The 20403-nt window shown below is 64.0% G+C and carries 19 protein-coding genes and 1 tRNA gene; 15 read left to right on the top strand and 5 right to left on the bottom strand.

Translation table 11 applies throughout. The features are described 5' to 3' along the window. Nucleotides 1–48 precede the first annotated feature (48 nt). A complete protein-coding gene (locus F6X42_RS00725; protein ID WP_187632367.1) occupies nt 49–219 on the bottom strand; it encodes a hypothetical protein in 171 nt (56 codons plus the stop codon). A 60-nt stretch (nt 220–279) separates the two neighbouring features. Here F6X42_RS00725 and F6X42_RS00720 point away from each other — a divergent pair, with 60 nt between their 5' ends. Beyond that, entirely contained in the window at nt 280–1386 is a 1107-nt protein-coding gene (locus F6X42_RS00720; protein ID WP_187632366.1) for a LysR family transcriptional regulator, read from the top strand. 128 nt (nt 1387–1514) lie between these two features. Here the strand turns inward: F6X42_RS00720 and F6X42_RS00715 are convergent, their stop codons facing one another. From F6X42_RS00715 to dprA, 3 genes are all read right to left on the bottom strand, one after another. Beyond that, a complete protein-coding gene (locus tag F6X42_RS00715; protein WP_187632365.1) occupies nt 1515–4184 on the bottom strand; it encodes a DNA topoisomerase III in 2670 nt (889 codons plus the stop codon). Nucleotides 4185–4494: 310 nt separating this feature from the next. Continuing rightward, a complete protein-coding gene (locus F6X42_RS00710) occupies nt 4495–4872 on the bottom strand; it encodes a thioredoxin family protein (protein ID WP_187632364.1) in 378 nt (125 codons plus the stop codon). Between the two features lie 101 nt (nt 4873–4973). Continuing rightward, nucleotides 4974–6203 carry a DNA-processing protein DprA gene (dprA, locus tag F6X42_RS00705; protein WP_187632363.1) on the bottom strand — a complete coding sequence of 410 codons (1230 nt, stop codon included), beginning with the start codon at nt 6201–6203 and terminating at the stop codon, nt 4974–4976. A gap of 278 nt (nt 6204–6481) precedes the next feature. Here dprA and def point away from each other — a divergent pair, with 278 nt between their 5' ends. The 14 genes from def (at nt 6482) to F6X42_RS00635 (ending at nt 19184) form a co-directional block, all read left to right on the top strand. After that, nucleotides 6482–6985: a peptide deformylase gene (gene def, locus F6X42_RS00700; RefSeq protein WP_187632362.1), complete on the top strand. Its 504-nt coding sequence runs from the start codon at nt 6482–6484 to the stop codon at nt 6983–6985. Nucleotides 6986–7013: 28 nt separating this feature from the next. Then, nucleotides 7014–8009, top strand: a complete 996-nt coding sequence (gene fmt, locus F6X42_RS00695; RefSeq protein ID WP_187632361.1) for a methionyl-tRNA formyltransferase — start codon at nt 7014–7016, stop codon at nt 8007–8009. Between the two features lie 114 nt (nt 8010–8123). Then, complete coding sequence (locus tag F6X42_RS00690) at nt 8124–8765, top strand: LysE family translocator (protein WP_187632360.1); 642 nt, start codon at nt 8124–8126, stop codon at nt 8763–8765. A 105-nt stretch (nt 8766–8870) separates the two neighbouring features. Next, nucleotides 8871–9728, top strand: a complete 858-nt coding sequence (gene htpX, locus F6X42_RS00685; RefSeq protein ID WP_187632359.1) for a zinc metalloprotease HtpX — start codon at nt 8871–8873, stop codon at nt 9726–9728. Between the two features lie 199 nt (nt 9729–9927). Continuing rightward, nucleotides 9928–11367: a 16S rRNA (cytosine(967)-C(5))-methyltransferase RsmB gene (gene rsmB, locus F6X42_RS00680; RefSeq protein ID WP_187632358.1), complete on the top strand. Its 1440-nt coding sequence runs from the start codon at nt 9928–9930 to the stop codon at nt 11365–11367. Beyond that, a complete protein-coding gene (locus tag F6X42_RS00675) occupies nt 11364–11963 on the top strand; it encodes a DUF4390 domain-containing protein (RefSeq protein ID WP_187632357.1) in 600 nt (199 codons plus the stop codon). Before rsmB ends, F6X42_RS00675 begins: the two co-directional genes overlap by 4 nt. Beyond that, nucleotides 11953–14379: a sensor histidine kinase gene (locus F6X42_RS00670; protein WP_187632356.1), complete on the top strand. Its 2427-nt coding sequence runs from the start codon at nt 11953–11955 to the stop codon at nt 14377–14379. Before F6X42_RS00675 ends, F6X42_RS00670 begins: the two co-directional genes overlap by 11 nt. Further along, nucleotides 14380–15069: a response regulator transcription factor EsaR gene (gene esaR / locus F6X42_RS00665; protein WP_187632355.1), complete on the top strand. Its 690-nt coding sequence runs from the start codon at nt 14380–14382 to the stop codon at nt 15067–15069. 95 nt (nt 15070–15164) lie between these two features. Further along, a tRNA-Phe gene (locus tag F6X42_RS00660) sits at nt 15165–15240 on the top strand. A 352-nt stretch (nt 15241–15592) separates the two neighbouring features. Next, complete coding sequence (queC, locus tag F6X42_RS00655) at nt 15593–16324, top strand: 7-cyano-7-deazaguanine synthase QueC (protein WP_187632354.1); 732 nt, start codon at nt 15593–15595, stop codon at nt 16322–16324. Between the two features lie 72 nt (nt 16325–16396). After that, nucleotides 16397–17029 carry a 7-carboxy-7-deazaguanine synthase gene (queE, locus tag F6X42_RS00650; RefSeq protein ID WP_187632353.1) on the top strand — a complete coding sequence of 211 codons (633 nt, stop codon included), beginning with the start codon at nt 16397–16399 and terminating at the stop codon, nt 17027–17029. A 9-nt stretch (nt 17030–17038) separates the two neighbouring features. Further along, nucleotides 17039–17482: a 6-carboxytetrahydropterin synthase QueD gene (gene queD, locus F6X42_RS00645; protein WP_187632644.1), complete on the top strand. Its 444-nt coding sequence runs from the start codon at nt 17039–17041 to the stop codon at nt 17480–17482. Nucleotides 17483–17682: 200 nt separating this feature from the next. Beyond that, a complete protein-coding gene (locus F6X42_RS00640; RefSeq protein ID WP_187632352.1) occupies nt 17683–18465 on the top strand; it encodes an HpcH/HpaI aldolase family protein in 783 nt (260 codons plus the stop codon). Beyond that, on the top strand, nt 18462–19184 hold the full coding sequence (locus tag F6X42_RS00635) for a tetratricopeptide repeat protein (protein WP_187632351.1): 723 nt from the start codon (nt 18462–18464) through the stop codon (nt 19182–19184). The genes F6X42_RS00640 and F6X42_RS00635 overlap by 4 nt, the downstream gene beginning before the upstream one ends. Nucleotides 19185–19249: 65 nt before the next feature. Here F6X42_RS00635 and rodA read toward each other — a convergent pair whose 3' ends face one another. Beyond that, nucleotides 19250–20398, bottom strand: coding sequence for a rod shape-determining protein RodA (gene rodA, locus F6X42_RS00630; protein ID WP_187632350.1), 1149 nt, complete (start codon nt 20396–20398; stop codon nt 19250–19252). Between the last annotated feature and the right edge of the window lie 5 nt (nt 20399–20403).

Genomic DNA, 20403 nt, shown 5'->3' with positions numbered 1-20403 from the left:
TAATGGTCGACCCTTCGACTCCCGCAATGCCCTGAACGACGTTTGCGTCTATTCGAACAAAAAACATCGAGCAAGCTGCGGCGCAGTAAATTGTTTTGTTTTTGGGAATAATAGCTGTTCAGGCCCCGGTTGAATTGACACAGTAGTACCAAAATTGACAATATTTTCCGGTTCGCGGGCAACTTCTGCACGATTTTGCGAGTCGTAGGAGAATTCCAAGTTCGCTTCCACTGGTTTCCACCAATTGTCAGGAAGCAGTAACAAGGCAGGAGTTGTCCTATGGATCATTTGCAGTCGATGCGAGTTTTCGTCAAGGTGGCGGATCTCGGCAGTTTTGCCCGCGCCGCGAGCGCAATGGATATTTCCAACGCGGTCGCCACCCGCCACGTTGCAGACCTCGAGGGCCGTCTTGGTACGCGGCTGCTCAATCGCACGACCCGCAGCTTGTCGCTGACCGAGTCCGGTCAGGTCTATCTCGAGCGCGCCCGTCAAATTCTCGACGAACTGGAAGACGTCGAACAGATGGTGGTCGCGCGCAATCACGAACCCGTCGGCACGCTGCGCATCGTCGCGCCAGTCGTGTTCGGGCTGCATAACCTCGCGCCCGTGCTGCAAACGTACGCGGAGCGCTATCCGAAGGTCATTCCCGACGTCACGCTGGTTGACCGTCAGGTCGATCTCGTCGAGGAAGGTTTCGACGTCGGCGTCGTCATCGCGCGGCAAATGCGCAGCGCGAGCATCGTCACGCGGCGTCTGACCACGGGCTGCATGACCGTCTGCACGACCCCGGCGTATCTGGAAAAGCATGGCACGCCGAGCCGCCCTGAACATCTGCTCGAACATCCGTGCCTGAGCCTGCCGTCCGAATACTGGGGCGACGAGCGCGTGTTCACGGGGCCCGAAGGGGAAGTGCGCGTGCGGCCGTCGAACGTGATCGTCGCGAACAATACGGAAATGCTGCGCCAGTTTGCGCTGCTCGGCATGGGCATCGCGATCCTGCCGAGCTACCTGATCGGCCGCGACATGACGCGCGGTCGGCTCGTGCGTCTGCTCGGCGACTACCGTTTGCCGCAGGTCGAGATCAACATTGCGTACCCGAGTCGCCGTCACCTTCCGGCCAAAGTGCGCACGTTCATCGACCATCTGGTCGAGCATTTCAACCAGACGCCGAACAGCGTGCTCGGCGAACAGTGGATCAAGGACGGTCTCGAACGCCCGGCGACGTCGGCCGCGTTCGAGACAGCCGAGTCGCGCGCGCCGGAAGCGTTCGATGGCGCCGAGCCGCTGTCGCGGCTACTCGATAGCGAGCTGTCGCCAGCCGTGCCAAAGCCGCTGGCGAAGTCGCCCAACCGCAGCACACGGCCAACGGCGTTGTCGCCGCTGTAAGTCTCCGGATGTCAAAGCCCGCGGGGATACGGGCGGCCGATAAAAAAGGCGCGGTCACTTCGAGTGACCGCGCCTTTTTTCATGGACACTTGCGGCTGCCACCGCGCGCCGCCGATCCGAAGCCCGGCTTACGAGCCGGTCTTACGCGCGGCAGTTTTCTTCGCGGGCGCCTTCTTGGCCGCCGCGGTCCTGGCGGCGGGCGCCTTCTTGGCCGCCGCCTTTTTTTCCGCTGGCTCGGCCTTCACGGCCACGGCGGTATCGCCTTCGTCCGCTTCCGGCATCGCTTTCGCCGTGGAACGAGCACCCGAAGTCTTGGCCGCCGCGGTTTTCGCCGCCGCCGGTTCCTTCTTCTCGAACTCGAAGCCGATCTTGCCGTCGTTCTGCTTGACGAGGAACGCCTTGAAGTTACGACCCGTGCGCGACGATTTAAAGTTCGTCAGCAGATCGGTGCGACCTTCCTCGAGCAACTTGGACATCTGCTCGCGGGCGATTTCCTGCTGCAGAATCACCTTGCCGGAGCGAAAGTCGCACGTCTTCGGACTCGCCACCGAGTTTTCGCACACGTAACTCATGCCGTGCTCGAACACGCGGCCGTGACACTTTGGACACGCGCCGACCGGCTGCTGATCGGAGAAGTCGGGCGGTTCGCCGTCTTCGCCGGCCGCATCCTGGCCGAAGTCGAACTCGAGCTTATAGTTCTTGATTTCATCGTCGAGCGACAGTTTCAGGATCGCCGAGAACGGCCGACCCATCTTGCTGCGGAAGCCCGACAGCGGCCCGATCGTCTTGTTCTGAAGCAGTTCTTCGACTTCGGCGATCTCGAACTGACGACCGCCCGGAATCTTCGAGATCGAGAACTCGCATTTCGAGCACGCGAAACGCCGGTAGTTTTCCTTCACCTGGCCGCCGCAATTCGGGCAAGGGGTCTGCAACGTCGCGTAATCGCCGGGTATCGTGTCGGAATCGTATTCCTTCGCCCGCTTGACGATGGTCTGCGTCATGCGCGCGATTTCCTGCATGAACGCGTCGCGCGGCAGGTTGCCGCGCTCCATCTGCGAGAGCTTGTATTCCCATTCGCCGGTTAGCTCCGGCGCGGTCAGCTCTTTCACGCCGAGGCCGCGCAGCAGCGTCATCAGCTGGAAGGCTTTGGCGGTCGGAATCAGATCGCGGCCTTCGCGGATCAGGTATTTTTCGGTGAGCAGACCTTCGATGATCGCCGCGCGCGTTGCCGGCGTGCCGAGCCCCTTGGCCGCCATCGCTTCGCGCAATTCGTCGTCTTCGACCAGTTTGCCCGCACCTTCCATCGCCGACAGCAGCGTCGCTTCGTTGTAGCGTGCTGGTGGCTTCGTGACCAATTGATGCGCGGCGATCTTGTCGGTCTTGACCTTTTCGTCTTTCTGCACCGGCACGAGGTTCGCGTCATCGCCGCTGGTTTCGCGGCCGTAGATCTGCAGCCAGCCCGGCTCGACCAGCACCTTGCCTTCGGTCTTGAAGTGATGGCCGACCACCTCGGTGATACGCGTCGTCACACGGAATTCGGCGGCCGGGAAGAACACCGAAAGGAAGCGCTTCACGACGAGGTCGTAGAGCTTCTGTTCGGGTTCGGACAGATTCTTCGGCGCCTGCAGCGTCGGGATGATTGCGAAGTGGTCGCTGATCTTCGAATTGTCGAAGATGCGCTTGTTCGGTTTCACCCAGCCCTTATCGAGCGCCTGCTTCGCGAACGGCAGGTAGTTGTTGCTCTCCTTGAGCATCCCGAGCGTCTGCTTGACCGTGTCCAGATAGTCTTCCGGCAGCGCGCGCGCGTCGGTTCGCGGATAGGTCAGCACCTTGTGCTTTTCGTACAGCGCCTGAGCGAGACCCAGCGTGTTCTTCGCCGAAAAGCCGAAGCGGCCGTTGGCTTCACGCTGCAGACTGGTCAGGTCGAAGAGCGCGGGCGACAGCTGCGTTGACGGTTTCGACTCCTCGGTCACCGTGCCCAACTGACCGCGGCAAGCCGCGACGATCGTCTCTGCCGCTGGCAACGCCCAGAGGCGCGAATCGCGCTTCTCCGGATCGAACTCGTCGCGCTTGAATTTCGGATCGAACCAGCGGCCTTCGTAGAAGCCGCCCGCGCAGACGAACTCCGCCTTCACTTCCCAGTAATCGCGCGGCACGAAGCGTCGAATCTTCTCTTCGCGCTCGACGACGATCGACAGCGTCGGCGTCTGCACGCGCCCGACCGTGGTCAGGAAGAAGCCGCCGCCCTTGCTGTTGAAGGCGGTCATCGCGCGCGTGCCATTGATGCCGACGAGCCAGTCCGCCTCCGAGCGGCACCGCGCCGCATCGGCGAGCGGCTGCATCTCTTCGTCGCTGCGCAGACGCGCGAAACCGTCGCGGATCGCGCCGGCCGTCATCGACTGCAGCCACAGCCGCTGCACCGGCTGTTTGGCTTTCGCGTGCTGCGCGATCAGGCGGAAAATCAGCTCGCCCTCGCGTCCCGCGTCGCATGCGTTGATCAGACGGTCGATGTCCTTGCGCTTCAACAGCCGGGTCAGCAACTTCAGACGCGACTCGCTCTTCGCGATCGGATTGAGATCGAAATGCGGAGGAATGACGGGCAGATTGGCAAAGCTCCACTTGCCGCGCTTGACTTCGTATTCGTCGGGCGCGGCAATTTCCAGCAGGTGGCCCACTGCCGATGAAAGCACGTAGTCGTCGCTTTCATAGTACTCGTCATGCTTGGTAAAGCCGCCCAAAGCGCGCGCGATGTCGTTCGCGACAGAAGGCTTTTCGGCGATGATCAGTGCTTTGGACATGACTCGATGTGAGGTTGGAAGATGCGGGTGGGTGGTCTTGAGCGCCAACATGGCGCGCGGCGCTCGCTTGAGACCTTGTTCGACCCAATAACGACCGCTTTATAGCACAAGGCGCGAACCGAACGTGCCAGGTGCCATAAAAGCGCGCCAACATAATTGCGCGTCCAGCGCTTGATCAACTGCGGCAAACGCCGCGTGCGGACAGCGATGCCAGCGGTGAAGCTGCCCCAAAAATTGTCGGCGACGGCCCGTGCCGCAAGCCGCGGGTCGGGAGGCTTTCGGTTGGGCCAGGCGGCGCGCCGGGCCGCCTTCAGGCGACCGCCAGCGCCGGCCGCAGCTTCGGCGCGCCGGTCACACCGGGCAGCGCGGTCAGATCCGACAGCATCCGCTCGACGATCGACACCTGCGGCAAAACCGTACCGAAAAAACGTGTCGTCACCGAGTCTTCGATCAGGACGGTCGGGAAATTCTCGACATCCAGATCGTCGAAGCGATCCGCATGAGTTTCGATGTCGATCCATGCGAAACAGACTTCCGGGTGCCGCTCGGCCAGCCGGTTGAAAGCGTCCCGGTACTCGCGACACGTTCCGCACCACTCCGCGCACAGGCATGCAACGAACAATGTGTCGGGTTCGTTGACGCGCTCGGCGATCCGGTCCTGGTCGGTGTCGAGGTTCAGCGCGGGCATGAAGTGGTTTCCTTGTGTACTTTGTCGGGTGCTTTGGCGCGAATGTAGCATGGCCGATCGCGAAGAGTGGCCAATCTGCGTTGATGCCGGTCAGTCTCGGCTCAGTCATGATGGGCTCGCATGAAGCGACCGCCGGGCAGTAGCGTGACCTCGCCGGCTAGTTCGAGTCGAAGCAAGGTGGCGTGCAGGGCAGCATCCTCCATCTCGGTGCGGGCGGCGAGAATTTCAAGCGTTGTCGGCGAATGGCCGAGCGCGGCGAGCAGACGCTGGGCGTCGGAGGCGAGCGCAGGCTGCGGGGCCGGTCCGGACGGTGGCGAGTCGGCGAAGGCGGCGCTCGTAGCTTGAGGAGCCTTCCCATCCGACGAAGCGCACAAACCCGTATGCTGCAGCGGCACAGCACGCTTCGCCGCGCGTCCCGCGGTGCGCGCCGGCCGCGGGGCAGAACCTAGTTCCTCCAGCACCTCGTCAGGCGTTTCCACGAGCCGCGCCCCCTGCTTGATCATCCGATGACAGCCGCGCGACAACGGCGCGTGAATCGATCCGGGCAATGCGAACACGTCGCGCCCCATCTCGTTGGCGAGCCGCGCGGTAATCAGCGAGCCGGAGCGCATAGCCGCCTCGATGATCACGACCCCGCTGACCAGCCCGGCGATCAGCCGATTGCGCTGTGGGAAATTGGCGGCGCGCGCCGGCGTGCCGAGCGGCCACTCCGACAGGATCGCGCCTTGCGCCGCGATCTGCCGCGCGAGCGCATGATGCGCGGCCGGATACACCAGATCCGCGCCGGTGCCGACCACCGCGACCGTCCCGCCGACGCCTTCCAGCCCGCCCCGATGCGCGGCGCCATCGATGCCGAGCGCGAGCCCTGACACGACCGTCACGCCCGCCGCCGACAGGTCGCGCCCGAATCGCCGCGCATCCTCGATGCCCTGCGGGGTCGCGCTGCGGCTGCCCACCAGCGCGACGGCTCGCGTATGCAGCAGATCGAGCCGGCCCTTTATATATAGAAGCGGCGGTGGATCCGGCATCGTCAACAGCGTGGGCGGATACGCGGGATCGTCGAGCGTGACGATCTGGTTGCCCGGCAGATCGCGCCATGCGAGCACCGCATCGAGCTCACCGTCGAACGCGGGACCCGGCGGCGTCAGCACCGCGCGCGCCGCAGCTTCGCCGGCGACCTCGGCGAGCGCCTCCCGCGACTGCGTGAAAATCGCTTCCGGCAGCCCGAATGCGCGAAGCAACAGGCGCAACGCCGCCGGTTTGAGGCCCGGCGCAATCGACAACCGCAGCCAGGCGGCCAGTTCGATACGGGTTGCGGACAAGGTCTGCATGCGGGTTGCTCCTCTGGCGGGGCCTGCGGGCAGGCGGGCGCCATGCTAAAATTTTCATCATCCGAAATAAAACCGCGGAAATAAAACGGCAATGAGCCACGAACAACCGCGGCGCCGCGCTGACCGGCGCGGGTTCGTCGTGGGGCGCACGAGGCGTGTTGAATCGAACCGGTTCGACATCATCTATCCTCTGCGTATTACGTCGGGCTCACAACCTGGCCGAATGGCCAACGCGAGCCTTCCAACCGTTGGCGGCGTCTCAAATCACACTCGAAATCATGGCTTTACTGAGCATCCTCAATTACCCGGACAAACGGCTGCACAAGGTGGCCAAGCCAGTCGCGGAGGTCAACGACCGTATCCGCCGTCTCGTCGCGGACATGGCCGAAACGATGTACGCGGCGCCCGGCGTCGGCCTCGCCGCCACCCAGGTGGACGTGCACGAGCGCGTCATCGTGATCGACGTGTCGGAGACGCACGGCGAACTGCTCGCATTCATCAACCCTGAAATCGTCTGGTCGAGCGATGCGAGGAAGCTGTCGGAGGAGGGCTGCCTGTCGGTGCCCGGGATCTACGACAACGTCGAGCGTGCCGAGAAAGTGCGCGTGCGCGCGCTGAACGAGAAGGGCGAAACGTTCGAGCTCGATTGCGAGGGGCTTCTCGCCGTGTGCATCCAGCACGAGATGGATCATCTGATTGGCCGCGTGTTCGTCGAATATCTGTCGCCGCTGAAGCAAACGCGCATCAAGAGCAAGATGAAGAAGCTCGCCCACGCGATGTAACCCGCTTTCACTTGCCTTCCGCCCATTCATGAGTCATTCGTTGCGCGTCATCTTTGCCGGTACGCCGGAATTCGCCGCGGCCGCGCTGGCCGCGATTCATCGCGCCGGGTTTGCCGTGCCGCTCGTGTTGACGCAGCCGGACCGGCCCGCGGGACGCGGCATGAAGCTGCAGGCGAGTCCGGTCAAGCGCTACGCGCAGGAACATGGCCTCGCGGTCGCGCAGCCCACGTCGCTGCGCCGCGCCGGCAGATATCCGCAGGAAGCCGCCGCCGGCATCGAGCAATTGCGCGCGACACCACACGACGTGATGGTCGTCGCCGCCTACGGGCTGATCCTGCCGCAGGAGGTGCTCGACATTCCGCGCTTCGGCTGCATCAACATTCACGCGTCGCTGCTGCCGCGCTGGCGCGGCGCGGCGCCGATTCATCGCGCGATCGAGGCGGGTGACGCGCAAACCGGCATCACGCTGATGCAGATGGATGCCGGCCTCGATACCGGCGCGATGATTTCCGAAGTGCGCACCCCCATCTCCGTCGACGACACCACCGCCACGCTGCACGATCGTCTCGCCGGGTACGGCGCGCAGCTGATCGTCGATGCGCTGATCGAGCTCGAGCACAGCGGCAAGCTGACGTCGACCCCGCAGCCGACCGACGGCGTGACCTACGCGGAGAAAATCGCCAAACACGAAGCGGCACTCGACTGGCGCCGCCCGGCCGAGGCGCTTGGGCGGCAGGTGCGCGCGTTCGACCCATTCCCCGGCGGCGCCGGCACGCTCGAAGACGGCAGCACCATCAAGATCTGGGCCGCCACCACCGTGGCCTCGCTGGCGTCTGACAGCAACAAGGCGCCGGGCACCATCACCGAGGTTTCGCCCGACGGCGTGCTGGTCGCTTGCGGCGAAGGCGCACTGCGTCTGACGCAATTGCAGAAGCCCGGCGGCAAGCGCCTGCCGGTGCGCGAATTCCTGGCCGGCTCGCCGCTCGTCGCAGGCCAGCGCTTCCAGCTTCTCGATGCGGAATAAGCGCATCGCGCACGCCAGGACATCGTCCATTCGGACGATGTTCTTCGCACCCGCCGCGAGTGCGCCGCGCGTTAGAATCCTCCATGCAGCAGACCAGTTCCGAGGGTTCATCACATGTTCGGCATCGTTCATTTCGAGTTTTTCATCGTCGCGGTTTTTCTCCTGAACATCACGCCGGGGCCGGATACCGCCTATATCGTTGGGCGCAGCGTCGCCCAAGGCCGCGGCGCGGGGCTGATGTCGGCGCTCGGTATTTCGGCGGGCTGCTGCATTCACTCGCTCGCCTGCGCGTTCGGGCTGACCGCGCTGCTGGCCGCCTCGGCTACGGCGTTCACCATCGTCAAATTCGTCGGCGCAATTTATCTGATCTATCTGGGCGTGCGCCTGATCTTCACGAAACCGGCCGCAGATGCGCCCGCCGGCGACGCGCGTGTGCCGTCCACGCCGAAATCGCTGCGGCAGTTGTTCCGGCAAGGCTTCTGGACCAACGTGCTGAACCCGAAGGTCGTGCTGTTCTTCGTGTCGTTCTTCCCGCAATTCGTCGCGACGAGCAGCGAACACAAGACCTTCGCGTTTCTCACGCTCGGCGCGGTTTTCGTGCTGATGAGCATGGTCTGGAACAGCTTCGTCGCATGGATCGCGGGCAGCGTCACGCAGCGTTTCTCGGGCAAACCCACAGTCAAGCGCTGGCTCGATCGCGGCGTCGGCAGCGCGTTCGTCGGCTTGGGGATCAAACTCGCGACCGCCTCTCGGTAATTGAATTTTCCCGCATCGCCCATATCTAACATTTCGCTTACGATCTGACGCCGCAATCGCGCGGCACGGAGATGAAGGCCACGCTCGGGGCAAGGAGTTGCAGACATGTTTAATTGGGTGAAAACCGCGATGTTGATGGCCGCGATCACGGCCCTTTTCATCGTGATCGGCGGGATGATCGGCGGGTCGCGCGGCATGATGATCGCGCTCGTGATCGCCCTTGGGATGAATTTCTTCTCGTACTGGTTCTCCGACAAAATGGTCCTGCGCATGTACAACGCGCAGGAAGTCGACGAAAACAGCGCGCCGCAGTTCTATCGGATGGTGCGCGATCTCGCCACGCGCGCGAACCTGCCGATGCCGCGCGTCTACCTGATCAACGAAGACGCGCCGAACGCGTTCGCCACTGGCCGCAATCCGGAGAACGCCGCGGTCGCGGCGACCACCGGCATTCTTCGCGTGTTGTCCGAGCGTGAAATGCGCGGTGTGATGGCGCACGAACTCGCGCACGTGAAGCATCGCGACATTCTGATCTCGACGATTTCGGCGACCATGGCCGGCGCGATTTCAGCGTTGGCGAACTTCGCGATGTTCTTCGGCGGCCGCGACGAAAACGGTCGTCCCGCGAACCCCATCGCGAGCATCGCGGTTGCGCTGCTCGCCCCGATTGCGGGCGCGTTGATCCAGATGGCGATTTCGCGTGCGCGCGAATTCGAAGCCGACCGTGGCGGCGCGCAGATTTCGGGCGACCCGCAAGCACTGGCGTCGGCGCTCGACAAGATCCATCGCTATGCGAGCGGCATTCCGTTCCCGACGGCCGAGGCGCATCCGGCCACCGCGCAGATGATGATCATGAATCCGCTGTCGGGCGGCGGCATCGCGAGTCTGTTTTCGACGCACCCGGCGACCGAGGAACGCATCGCGCGTCTGATGGAAATGGCGCGCACCGGCCGTTTCGACTGAGGCGCCGCGTCGCTCGGCGCGTCAAGCCTGAAATACTGAAGAGCGGGCCCGCGAGGCCCGTTTTTTTTCGCTTCTTTCGTCGCCACTGCGCGACAGCATCTGCGGCCACCGCCCACGCACGGCGGCGCCCCATCGGCGCCACGCTACAATGTGCGCTGATTGCGCCGCGCGCACCGTGCGGCTTGCCCTTGCTCCCTTCATGACTTCAAAGCCTTCTTCGCGTTCTGCTTCCTCGTTGGCGCGTTCACGCGAATCCCATTTGTCGACGCTGCATCTGTCGCCCGAATCGCTCGGGTTTGCGCTCGACTGCGCCGCCCAGGCCGTCGGCGCCGTGCGTCTCGGCGCGGCTCTGCCCGCGGCGCTGCAAAGCGTCTTCGTGGCGGTGCCCGAGGGCAACGCCGCGGCGGCGCGCGGCGCGGTGCAGGACATCGCCTATCGCACGATGCGCCGTCTCGCGACCGCCGAGTGGCTGATTGCGAAGCTCGTGAAGAAAGCGCCCCCGCCGCACGTCGCGCATGTGCTCGCGTGCGCGCTCGCACTGCTCGTCGACGACGGAGCGAGCGCCGCCTACACACCGTTCACAGTCGTCGACCAGGCGGTCAGCGTGATCGGCGCGCGCCAGCATTTCGCGTTTGCGAAGGGACTCGTCAACGCGGTGCTGCGTAACTTTTTGCGCGAGCGCGATGCGCTGCTCGCCGCCGTGCAAGCCGACGAAGTGGCGCGCTGGAACTATCCGGCCTGGTGGATCGACTCGGTGAAGCGCGCATGGCCCGAGGCGTGGCAATCGGTGCTGGCCGCCGGCAACACGCAAGGTCCGCTGACGTTACGCGTGAACGCGCGCCATTCGACGGTCGACGCCTATCTGCAAGAGCTGCAACGCCAGCAGATCGCCGCAAGCAAGGCTGGCGAGTACGCGGTCACGCTTGCGACGCCAATGCCGGTCGAGCGCATTCCGGGCTTCAGCGAAGGTGTCGTGTCCGTACAGGACGCAGGGGCGCAACTCGCCGCGCGATTGCTCGGCGTGAGTGACGGCATGCGCGTGCTCGACGCGTGCGCGGCGCCCGGCGGCAAGACCGGCCATCTGCTCGAACTCGCGAATATTCAACTGGTCGCGCTCGAAAGCGATGCGTCGCGCGCCCGCCGCATCGGCGAAAACCTGCGGCGTCTGAAGCTCGAAGCGGAAGTGCGCATCGGCGACGCGGGCAACCCCGCCCAATGGCAAGACGACCTCGACCAGCCATTCGAGCGCATCCTCGCCGACGTGCCGTGCTCGGCGTCGGGCATCGTGCGGCGTCATCCGGATATTCGCTGGCTGCGTCGCCAGTCCGATATCGCCGCGCTCGTCGCCGAACAGCGCCGCATTCTCGACGCGCTGTGGCCGCTCGTGAAATCAGGCGGCGAGTTGCTTTATGTTACCTGTTCGATCTTCCCCGAAGAGGGCGAGTTGCAGGCACAGTGGTTTGGAAACCAGCATCAGGATGCGGTACGATTGGACGCGCCGGGGCAGCTTTTACCCTCAGTTGCCCGCGCGCCCGCCGACCCATCGGCCGGTTCTCATGCTGGACGACCCGCTGAATTCAGCGCCGGCACGAACTCAGACCACGACGGATTTTTCTACGCGCGCTTTCAGAAACGGTGACCATAAAACGCTTCTTCCCGCTTCGGCTCGCTGCCGTGCTCTGGATCGCGCTGGCCGTCTGGCTTGCAGCGCCGGGTGCGGCGCACGCTGACTCGATCGCGGTGCAGCGGGCGTCGCTGCAGGCCGACAACGGCGGCTGGAGTCTCGACGCGCATTTCGAATTCGAGCTGAACAACAATCTCGAAGACGCGGTCAACAAAGGCATTCCGCTTTATTTCACGACCGATTTCGAACTGAGCCGGCCGCGCTGGTACTGGTTCGACGAGCAGCCGGTCAGCGTGTCGCAAAGTTTGCGGCTGTCGTTCCAGCCGCTCACGCGCGAATATCGCGTGTCGAGCGTGCAGTCGGGCGGCTTGCAGCTCGGCTTTTCCACGCTCAAGGATGCGCTCGCGGTCATCAAGCACGTGACCTCGTGGCACGTGATCGACCGCAATCAGGTACGTGTCGGTGAAACCTATAACGCGTCGGTGCGCATGCAGCTCGACATTGGGCTCATGCCCAAGCCGTTCCAGATCGACGCCGTGAACAACCGCGACTGGAACCTCGCCTCCGATTGGAAGCGCTTCACTTTCACGGCGGCCGATCATGCTAAATAAAGTGCGCTCCTCGTCCACCAGCGTCAGCAGCATCGTCGTGCGCGTGCTGGTGTCGACGGTCGCGGTGACGGCCGTGCTGCTGCTCGTGCTGCTGGCCGCGGCGAGCGCGAACACCGAATTCTTCGACCGCTACTACCAGTGGCTGTACGCGGCCAACGTCGCGGTCGCGATGATCTTTCTGCTGGTGGTGGCGACGCTCGTCGTCATCATTATCGTGCGATTACGCACGGGTAAATTCGGCACACGGCTGCTCGCGAAGCTCGCGTTCTTCATGGCGCTGGTCGGTGTGGTGCCGGGCGGCATCATCTACATCGTGTCGTATCAGTTCGTGTCGCGCAGCATCGAGTCGTGGTTCGACGTGAACGTCGAAACCGCGCTCGCGTCCGGCCTCAATCTCGGGCGCGGCATGCTCGACGCGTCGCTGTCCGATCTGCAGACGAAGGCGCGCCTGATGTCCGAGCAACTCGCGAGCGCGGACGCCGCCGGCACCACGCTGACGCTGCTGCGTCTGCGTGACCAGTTCGGCGTGCAGGACGCGACGATCGTGGAGCCGACCCGCAGCATGTCGGGCGCGACGCCCGACATGCACGTGGTCGCGCAGGCATCCGGCAACTACGCGATACTGCTGCCGAGCGATCTGCCGACACCGCTGATGATCGAGCAGGCGCGCGGCCACGGCTATGCGGCGATCGAGGGCGAAGTGGACGGCGATGCGCACGCGCAAGGCAGCAAAGGCGTGCTGCGTCTGCGTGTGGTGCAGCGTATTCCCGATGCCAACGCGTCGCTATTGCAGCCCGCCGAACGCTTCCTCCAACTGACGCAGCCGGTGTCGACGACACTCGCGCGCAATGCCGATTCGGTGCAGCGCGCGTATCGCGAGTATCAGGAGAAGGCGCTCGGCCGCACCGGCTTGCGCAAGATGTACATCGGCACGCTGACGCTGTCGCTGTTTCTCGCGACTTTCATCGCGATGATGCTCGCGCTCGCGCTCGGCAACCAGCTCGCGCGGCCGCTATTCCTGCTCGCGCAGGGCACGAAGGAAATTACCGAGGGCGACTACACGCCGAAGCGCGAGATCAAGTCGCGCGACGAACTCGGTTTCCTCACGCAGTCGTTCAACGCGATGACGCGGCAGTTGTCGGAAGCGCGCGGGGCGGTCGAGAAAAATCGTATCGCGCTCGAGCATTCGAAGGCGTATCTCGAGAGCATCCTCGCGAACCTGACCGCGGGTGTGTTCGTGTTCGACCGGCAGTTCCGGCTGACCACCGCGAATCGCGGCGCCGAGCGGATTTTCCGTCAGCCGTTCCAGGCGGTGCTCGGTTCGTCGCTGGATCAGATCGGCGTGCTGGGCGAATTCGGCGCAATGGTGCGCAAGCCATTCGCCGACCGGGAAGCGGCGAGCGAAGACGGCCGTGACGACAACGGCCATTGGCAGCAGCAGTTCTCGGTGCCGGTGCCCGGCGAAACCGAGCCGCTCACGCTGCTCGTGCGCGGCGCGCGCCTCGTCGCGGCGAACGAGCGCGACGCCCAAGGCTTGCAAACCTCGGGCTACGTGATCGTGTTCGACGACATCTCCGACGTGATCTCCGCGCAGCGTTCGATCGCATGGGGCGAAGTCGCACGCCGGCTCGCGCACGAGATCAAGAATCCGCTCACGCCGATTCAACTCTCGGCCGAGCGTTTGCAGATGAAACTCGCCGACAAGCTCGCGCCGTCGGATGCGGACGTGTTGAAGCGCGGCGCGACGACGATCGTCAATCAGGTCGCCGCGATGAAGCAGATGGTCGACGATTTCCGCGACTACGCGCGTACACCGCCCGCGGTGCTCGCGCATCTGCAATTGAATGATCTGGTCAGCGAGGTGCTCACGCTGTACGGTATCGAGGAAGGCAAGGGTGCGATCCAGGTCGAACTCGCGGCCTTGCCTGCGATACGCGGCGACGCAACGCAGTTGCGTCAGGTGATCCACAACCTGCTGCAGAACGCGCAGGACGCGGTCGCCGAAGTCGCGCATCCGCGTGTTTTGCTCGAGACGAGGACAGTAGAATATGGAGACCCCGACGCGCAAGGCAAGGCACGCGTCGCGGTACGTCTGACAGTGTCGGATAACGGACCAGGCTTTCCCGCGCGTATCCTCACGCGCGCGTTTGAGCCGTACGTGACGACTAAGGCCAAAGGTACGGGTCTGGGACTTGCGATGGTGAAGAAGATCGTCGACGAACATGGCGCGCGCATCGACATTCGCAATCGCATGAAGGCCGGCGATGTGATCGAAGGCGCGCAGATTTCGATTCTCTTCCTTCAACTGGCGGACGACCTCGCGCAGCCGGGCGCACCTGGTTCGGGTGCGCATCCGGCGCGCGCTGGCGCGTCGCAGGGAACGACAAAAGCAACAGTGCAGACAAGGGCAGCGTAAATGGCAACCATCCTGGTGGTAGATGATGAAATGGGCATCCGGGAATTGCTCTCGGAGATCCTGAGCGACGAGGGACACGTCGTGGAGGCCGCGGAAAACGCGCAGGAGGCGCGCGAGTTCCGTTTGCGTCAGGCGCCCGACCTGGTGCTGCTCGACATCTGGATGCCGGACACCGACGGCGTGACGTTGCTCAAGGAATGGGCCGCGCAAGGTCAATTGACGATGCCCGTCATCATGATGTCCGGTCACGCGACGATCGACACCGCGGTCGAAGCCACCAAGATCGGCGCGCTCAATTTCCTCGAAAAGCCGATCGCGCTGCAGAAGCTGCTAAAGGCGGTCGAGCAGGGACTCGCGCGCGGCAATTCGGCGGCCGTGCCTGGCGGCGTGGCCGCGAAGCCGGCGTTGCCGGTTAGCGCGTCGTCGGTCGCGTCATCGGCCGCGTTGCCGATACTGTCGTCCGATGGCGTCAGCGGCGGCGCGCTCGCCGCGCAAACCGCATCGATCTCGTTCGACATTCCGCTGCGCGATGCGCGCGACGCGTTCGAGCGCGCGTACTTCGAATATCACCTCGCGCGCGAGAACGGCAGCATGACGCGCGTCGCGGAGAAGACCGGTCTCGAACGCACGCATCTTTATCGAAAGCTGAAGCAACTCGGCGTCGATCTCGGCAAGAACAAGGGAGAGTGAGCTCCACGTGTTGCATGCGAACGCCGGCCCGACAGGGTTTTCCATGAAAGGGCTTGCTGAACTGCGGATCGCTTGATATAGTTTCGTTCTTCGTTGGCCCGGTAGCTCAGTTGGTAGAGCAGCGGATTGAAAATCCGCGTGTCGGTGGTTCGATTCCGCCCCAGGCCACCAGGATTTAGCCCTAGGAAATCGCAAGATTCCTGGGGCTTTTCCGTTTGGCGGGCAAGTCGTTACTTCGGCTTGTCATGCAGTTAGAGCCGCGCGTGTGGGACAGCTGGCGCCGGTGAGATTCGGTGTCGCGTGATAAAATCGCGCCAGTTCAAGGACTTGCATGCAGGCGTCGCACAGAAGCGCCCAATCTTTCGCCCGACGATCGGCGGTATAAGCGCCCAGCCACGTTCACGCGCAACGCGCGACCTATACTGCTTTGGGCCGGCACAATGCCGGCACACGTCGCGCCGCGTTGCTCGTATGGCGCACCTCGCGCAGCGCGACGTGGCACTCTCATTCACGGAGTATCACGGTGATCCGCAAAGACGCTAAGCGTAGCGCGCTCGTGCTGTTTTCCGGCGGCCAGGATTCCGCCACATGTCTCGCCTGGGCGCTCGATCGTTACGACACGGTCGAAACGATCGGCTTCGATTATGGACAGCGGCATCGCGTCGAGCTCGAATGCCGCGAGGGGTTTCGTCAGGCCATCGCGCGTGCGTTTCCGGCGTGGGCCGATCGTCTCCGCGACGATCACATGATCGACCTGTCGCTGCTCGGCGCTATCAGCGACACCGCGATGACGCGCGAGATCGAGATCGAAGCGACGACGAATGGTTTGCCGAACACGTTCGTACCGGGCCGCAATCTGATGTTCATGACGTTCGCCGCGGCCATCGCGTATCGGCGCGGTTTGCAGGTGCTGGTCGGTGGCATGTGCGAGACAGACTTCTCGGGCTACCCCGATTGCCGCGACGACACGATGAAGGCGCTGCAGGTCGCGCTGAATCTGGGCATGGACACGCGCTTCGCGCTCGAGACGCCGCTGATGTGGCTCGACAAGGCCGACACGTGGCGCCTCGCGCACGAACTCGGCGGCGAGGAGCTGGTTGAACTGGTGCGCGTCGAAACGCATACCTGCTACGTCGGCGAACGCGCCGAGTTGCACTCATGGGGCTTTGGCTGCGGCGAATGCCCGGCATGCCGGTTGCGCAAACGTGGCTATGAGGCTTACCTCGCCGGCGATAAAGTGACCGAGCCGGTGTGACGGTTCGCGCGAGAGCGCGCATCATCCGCTAGTCGCGCATCATTGATTCAGGAACACAGGACAGAAAGCAGCATGACGTACGCGGTCAAGGAAATTTTCTACACGCTGCAGGGCGAGGGCGCGAATGCCGGCCGGCCGGCCGTGTTCTGCCGTTTCGCGGGCTGCAATCTGTGGTCGGGCCGCGAAGAGGATCGCGCGGAAGCCGTCTGCCGTTTCTGCGACACCGATTTCGTCGGCACCGACGGCGAGAACGGCGGCAAGTACCGCACACCTGACGAACTCGTCGCGATGATCACGTCGCAATGGCCGCAAGGCGAGGGCGAGCGTTTCGTCGTGTGCACCGGCGGCGAGCCGATGCTGCAAATCGATCAGCCGCTCGTCGACGCGCTGCACGCGGCCGGCTTCAAGATCGCGATCGAGACCAACGGCTCGCTGCCGGTGCTCGACACGATCGACTGGATCTGCGTGAGTCCGAAGGCCGACGCGCCGCTCGTCGTGACGAAGGGCAACGAGCTGAAGGTCGTGATTCCGCAGGACAACCAGCGCCTCGCCGACTACGCGAAGCTCGACTTCGAGTATTTCCTCGTCCAGCCTATGGACGGTCCGTCGCGCGACATCAACACGAAGCTCGCGATCGACTGGTGCAAGCGTCATCCGCAGTGGCGCCTGTCGATGCAGACTCACAAGTATCTGAACATTCCCTGATTTGCCGTGCTGACGATTACCCGAAAACTCGAATTCGACGCGGGCCACCGCATTCCCGATCACCGCAGCCAGTGCCGTAATCTGCACGGCCATCGCTACGTGCTCGAAATCACGCTGCAAGGCGATCTGGTCGACACCGAAGGCGCGCCCGATCGCGGCATGGTGATGGACTTCGCCGATGTGAAGTCGCTCGCGGTCGAGCATCTGGTCGACAAGTGGGACCACGCGTTTCTCGTCTACAAAGGCGACACGCAGGTGCGCAGCTTTCTCGAGAGCATGGTGGGTCACAAGACGGTCGTGATCGATCGCATTCCCACAGTCGAAAACCTCGCCGCGATTGCATTCGACATGCTCGCGAACGTGTACGACGCACACTACGGCGTGAACCTGCGCCTGCATAAAGTGCGTCTATACGAGACGCCGAACTGCTGGGCCGACGTGGTCCGCGACTAGCTCTCGCGTCAATCCACGCCCCGCCGCGGGCGAACTCTCGCGTTATTGTCACGGTATGATCGTTCCGACAACCACACGGAGCGAGACATGCCGGTCATTGCATTGCGTCGCAGCAGGCATCGAGGCCGTCAGCGCCCCGGCGCCTGCCTGATCCGCTATCTGGCCCCGCTTCGCGTTGCAAACCTGCGCGAGGCCAGCCGATGAGCACCTTCACCAACTCCCTCAAACAACGTCTGAAGGACAACGCGCCGCTATTCGGGCTGTGGCTGTCGCTCGGTAGCGAGACCGCGGCCGAAGCGCTCGCGCATGCCGGCTTCGACTGGCTGCTGATCGACATGGAACACGCGCCGAACGACAGCGGCGGCGTCGAGTCGCAGTTGCGCGCGATCGCGGCCGCCCATCTGCCGAGCGAGCCGGTGGTGCGCGTGCCCGCGAGCGAGCCGTGGCTCGTCAAGCGCGTGCTCGACGCCGGCGCGCGCACGCTGATGTTCCCGAACATCGAATCCGCAGACGACGCGGCACGCGCCGTGCGGCTCACCCAGTATCCGACTGCCGAGGCGCTTGGCGGCCTGCGCGGCGTCGCGGGCGTCGTGCGTGCGGCGGCTTACGGCATGCGGCGCGATTACGTGCAGACGGCCAACGCACAGATCGCGACGATTGTGCAGATCGAATCGGCGCGCGGCTTGCAGGAGGTCGAGCAGATCGTGGCGACGCCGGGCGTCGATTGCGTGTTCGTCGGGCCGGCCGATCTCGCCGCGAGCCTCGGTCATCTCGGCGACGCGAAGCACGCGGACGTGCAGGCGGCGACGGCGCGTATCGTCAGCGCGGCGGACACGGCCGGCATCGCCGCCGGCATTTTCGCGATGGACGTGGCGAGCGCGCGGCAGCATCGCGACGCCGGTTTTCGCTTCGTCGCGCTGGCCGCCGACGTGATCTGGATGTTGCGCGCGACGCGCCAGGCATTACAGGAGGTGAGGTCATGAACGGCAGAGTGCAGCGGGGCGCCGGGCGGACGGTCGCGCAAGTGACCATTGCGGCGGCGCTGCTCGCGAGTGTCGCGTGGCACGCCGCGTATGCGCAGGATCGCGTCGCGAAGGCGAACGATCCGCAGACGCAATCCGCGGTGGCCGACTACAACGCCGGCAACCTCGGCGCGGCGCTGGCCGAATTCCGCGAGGCCGCCGAGCGCGGCAGCCGGCTCGCTCAGTTCAACTACGCGATGATGCTGCTCAACGGCGAAGGCGCGCCGGCCAACGTCGACGAAGGCAAGAAGTGGCTGCGCAAGGCCGCCGACGCGAACATGTCGCACGCGCAATACGTGTACGGCAAGATGTACGACGATGGCGAGTTCGTCGGGCGTGATCCGGTGGAGGCGCATCGCTGGTTCATGAAGGCGGCCGCTCAGGGGCATGTGCAGGCGGAGCTCGCGCTCGCAAATCAGTTTCTCGACGGACGCGGCACCGAGCGTGACAACAAGCAGGCGTTCGTCTGGTACAAGAAAGCGGCGCAGGGCGGCGACATGACCGCGCAGTACGTGACCGGGTCGTTCTACGAGCGCGGCGGCGATGGTGTCGACCGCAATCTGAACGTGGCACGCGCGTATTACGCGGCCGCGGCGGCGCAGGGCGACCCGGCGGCGCGCCTCAAGTATCAGCAGCTGAGCGCACAGCTGCGCGATCAGAAGGAAGTGAAGCCGCAGTGACGAAAAAGGGCGCTCGCAAGGAGCGCCCTTTTGCATTTTCGACCGCTGCTTGCCGCTAGCTGCGGTTAGCTCTGCATCAACCTCTTCTGTCGCGCGACGCTCATGATCAGTCCGATCGCGACGCCCAGTGTAGTCAGCGCCGTGCCACCGTAACTCATGAACGGCAACGGCACGCCGACCACCGGCAAAATCCCGCTCACCATGCCGATATTGACGAACGCGTAGGTGAAGAACGCCATCGTCAACGAGCCGGCCAATAATCGCCCGAATAGTGTCGCGCCATTGGCCGCGATGTAGAGCCCGCGCGCGATCAATAGCATGTACAGCGTGAGCAGCACGATCCCGCCCGCCAAACCGAACTCTTCCGAAAACACCGCGAAGATGAAGTCGGTGTGCTTCTCGGGAATGAACTCCAGATGCGCCTGCGTGCCCTTCAGCCAGCCCTTGCCGAGCGGGCCGCCCGAGCCGATCGCGATCACCGCCTGAATCGTGTGGAAGCCTTTGCCGAGTGGGTCCGAGGTCGGATCGAGCAGCGTGCAAATACGGTGCTTCTGGTAGTCGTGCATCAGCGGCCACTGCACTTCGGGCTGACAGATCTTGTCCTGGAACGCCGCGATCGACGCAACCGCAATCACGGCCGCGATCAGCACCGGCACGATCAGCCTGAAGCTCAGTCCGGCGAAGTAAATCACGAATAAGCCGGCCGCGAACACGAGCACGGCCGTGCCCAGGTCGGGCTGCTTCGCGATCAGGGCGACCGGCACGATGAGGATCACGAAGCCGACCAGATAGTCGTACCAGCGCATCACGCCTTCGCGGCGCTGGTAATACCAGGCTAGCATCAGCGGAGTCGCGATCTTCAGGATTTCCGACGGCTGGATCACTACGCCGACGTTGATCCAGCGTTTCGCGCCCTTGCGCGTGAGGCCGAACATCGCGACCGCGACCAGCAGCGCGATCCCGAACGTGTAAAGCGGGACTGCGAAGCGCATCAGCGTATTGGGCGGCACATTGGCGAGGGCCCACATCAGCACGAAGGTGAGCAGGATGTTGCGCAACTGGTCTTCGACGCGGCCCGGCATGTCGAGCGTCGCGCTGTACAGCGTGACGATGCCGACGCACAGCAGCAGAAACACGATCAGTGCGAGCGGACGGTCGAAGCCCACGAACATCCGCTTGATGCGCTCGAGCCAGGCGCGCTTGTCGAATTGCATGCCTT

Origin of the sequence: Paraburkholderia podalyriae (genome assembly GCF_014397785.1) — a bacterium.
GTDB classification, from domain to species: domain Bacteria; phylum Pseudomonadota; class Gammaproteobacteria; order Burkholderiales; family Burkholderiaceae; genus Paraburkholderia; species Paraburkholderia podalyriae.
Note: the sequence above shows the minus strand (reverse complement) of the source record. Positions and strands in the feature narration are given on the sequence as shown.

Bases quoted from the DNA above. Each gene is read 5' to 3' on its own strand.
- F6X42_RS00720 (WP_187632366.1), top strand. From the start codon at position 280: ATGGATCATTTGCAGTCGATGCGAGTTTTCGTCAAGGTGGCGGATCTC.
- F6X42_RS00715 (WP_187632365.1), bottom strand. From the start codon at position 4,184: ATGTCCAAAGCACTGATCATCGCCGAAAAGCCTTCTGTCGCGAACGAC.
- F6X42_RS00710 (WP_187632364.1), bottom strand. From the start codon at position 4,872: ATGCCCGCGCTGAACCTCGACACCGACCAGGACCGGATCGCCGAGCGC.
- dprA (WP_187632363.1), bottom strand. From the start codon at position 6,203: ATGCAGACCTTGTCCGCAACCCGTATCGAACTGGCCGCCTGGCTGCGG.
- def (WP_187632362.1), top strand. From the start codon at position 6,482: ATGGCTTTACTGAGCATCCTCAATTACCCGGACAAACGGCTGCACAAG.
- fmt (WP_187632361.1), top strand. From the start codon at position 7,014: ATGAGTCATTCGTTGCGCGTCATCTTTGCCGGTACGCCGGAATTCGCC.
- F6X42_RS00690 (WP_187632360.1), top strand. From the start codon at position 8,124: ATGTTCGGCATCGTTCATTTCGAGTTTTTCATCGTCGCGGTTTTTCTC.
- htpX (WP_187632359.1), top strand. From the start codon at position 8,871: ATGTTTAATTGGGTGAAAACCGCGATGTTGATGGCCGCGATCACGGCC.
- rsmB (WP_187632358.1), top strand. From the start codon at position 9,928: ATGACTTCAAAGCCTTCTTCGCGTTCTGCTTCCTCGTTGGCGCGTTCA.
- F6X42_RS00670 (WP_187632356.1), top strand. From the start codon at position 11,953: ATGCTAAATAAAGTGCGCTCCTCGTCCACCAGCGTCAGCAGCATCGTC.
- esaR (WP_187632355.1), top strand. From the start codon at position 14,380: ATGGCAACCATCCTGGTGGTAGATGATGAAATGGGCATCCGGGAATTG.
- queE (WP_187632353.1), top strand. From the start codon at position 16,397: ATGACGTACGCGGTCAAGGAAATTTTCTACACGCTGCAGGGCGAGGGC.
- F6X42_RS00640 (WP_187632352.1), top strand. From the start codon at position 17,683: ATGAGCACCTTCACCAACTCCCTCAAACAACGTCTGAAGGACAACGCG.
- F6X42_RS00635 (WP_187632351.1), top strand. From the start codon at position 18,462: ATGAACGGCAGAGTGCAGCGGGGCGCCGGGCGGACGGTCGCGCAAGTG.
- rodA (WP_187632350.1), bottom strand. From the start codon at position 20,398: ATGCAATTCGACAAGCGCGCCTGGCTCGAGCGCATCAAGCGGATGTTC.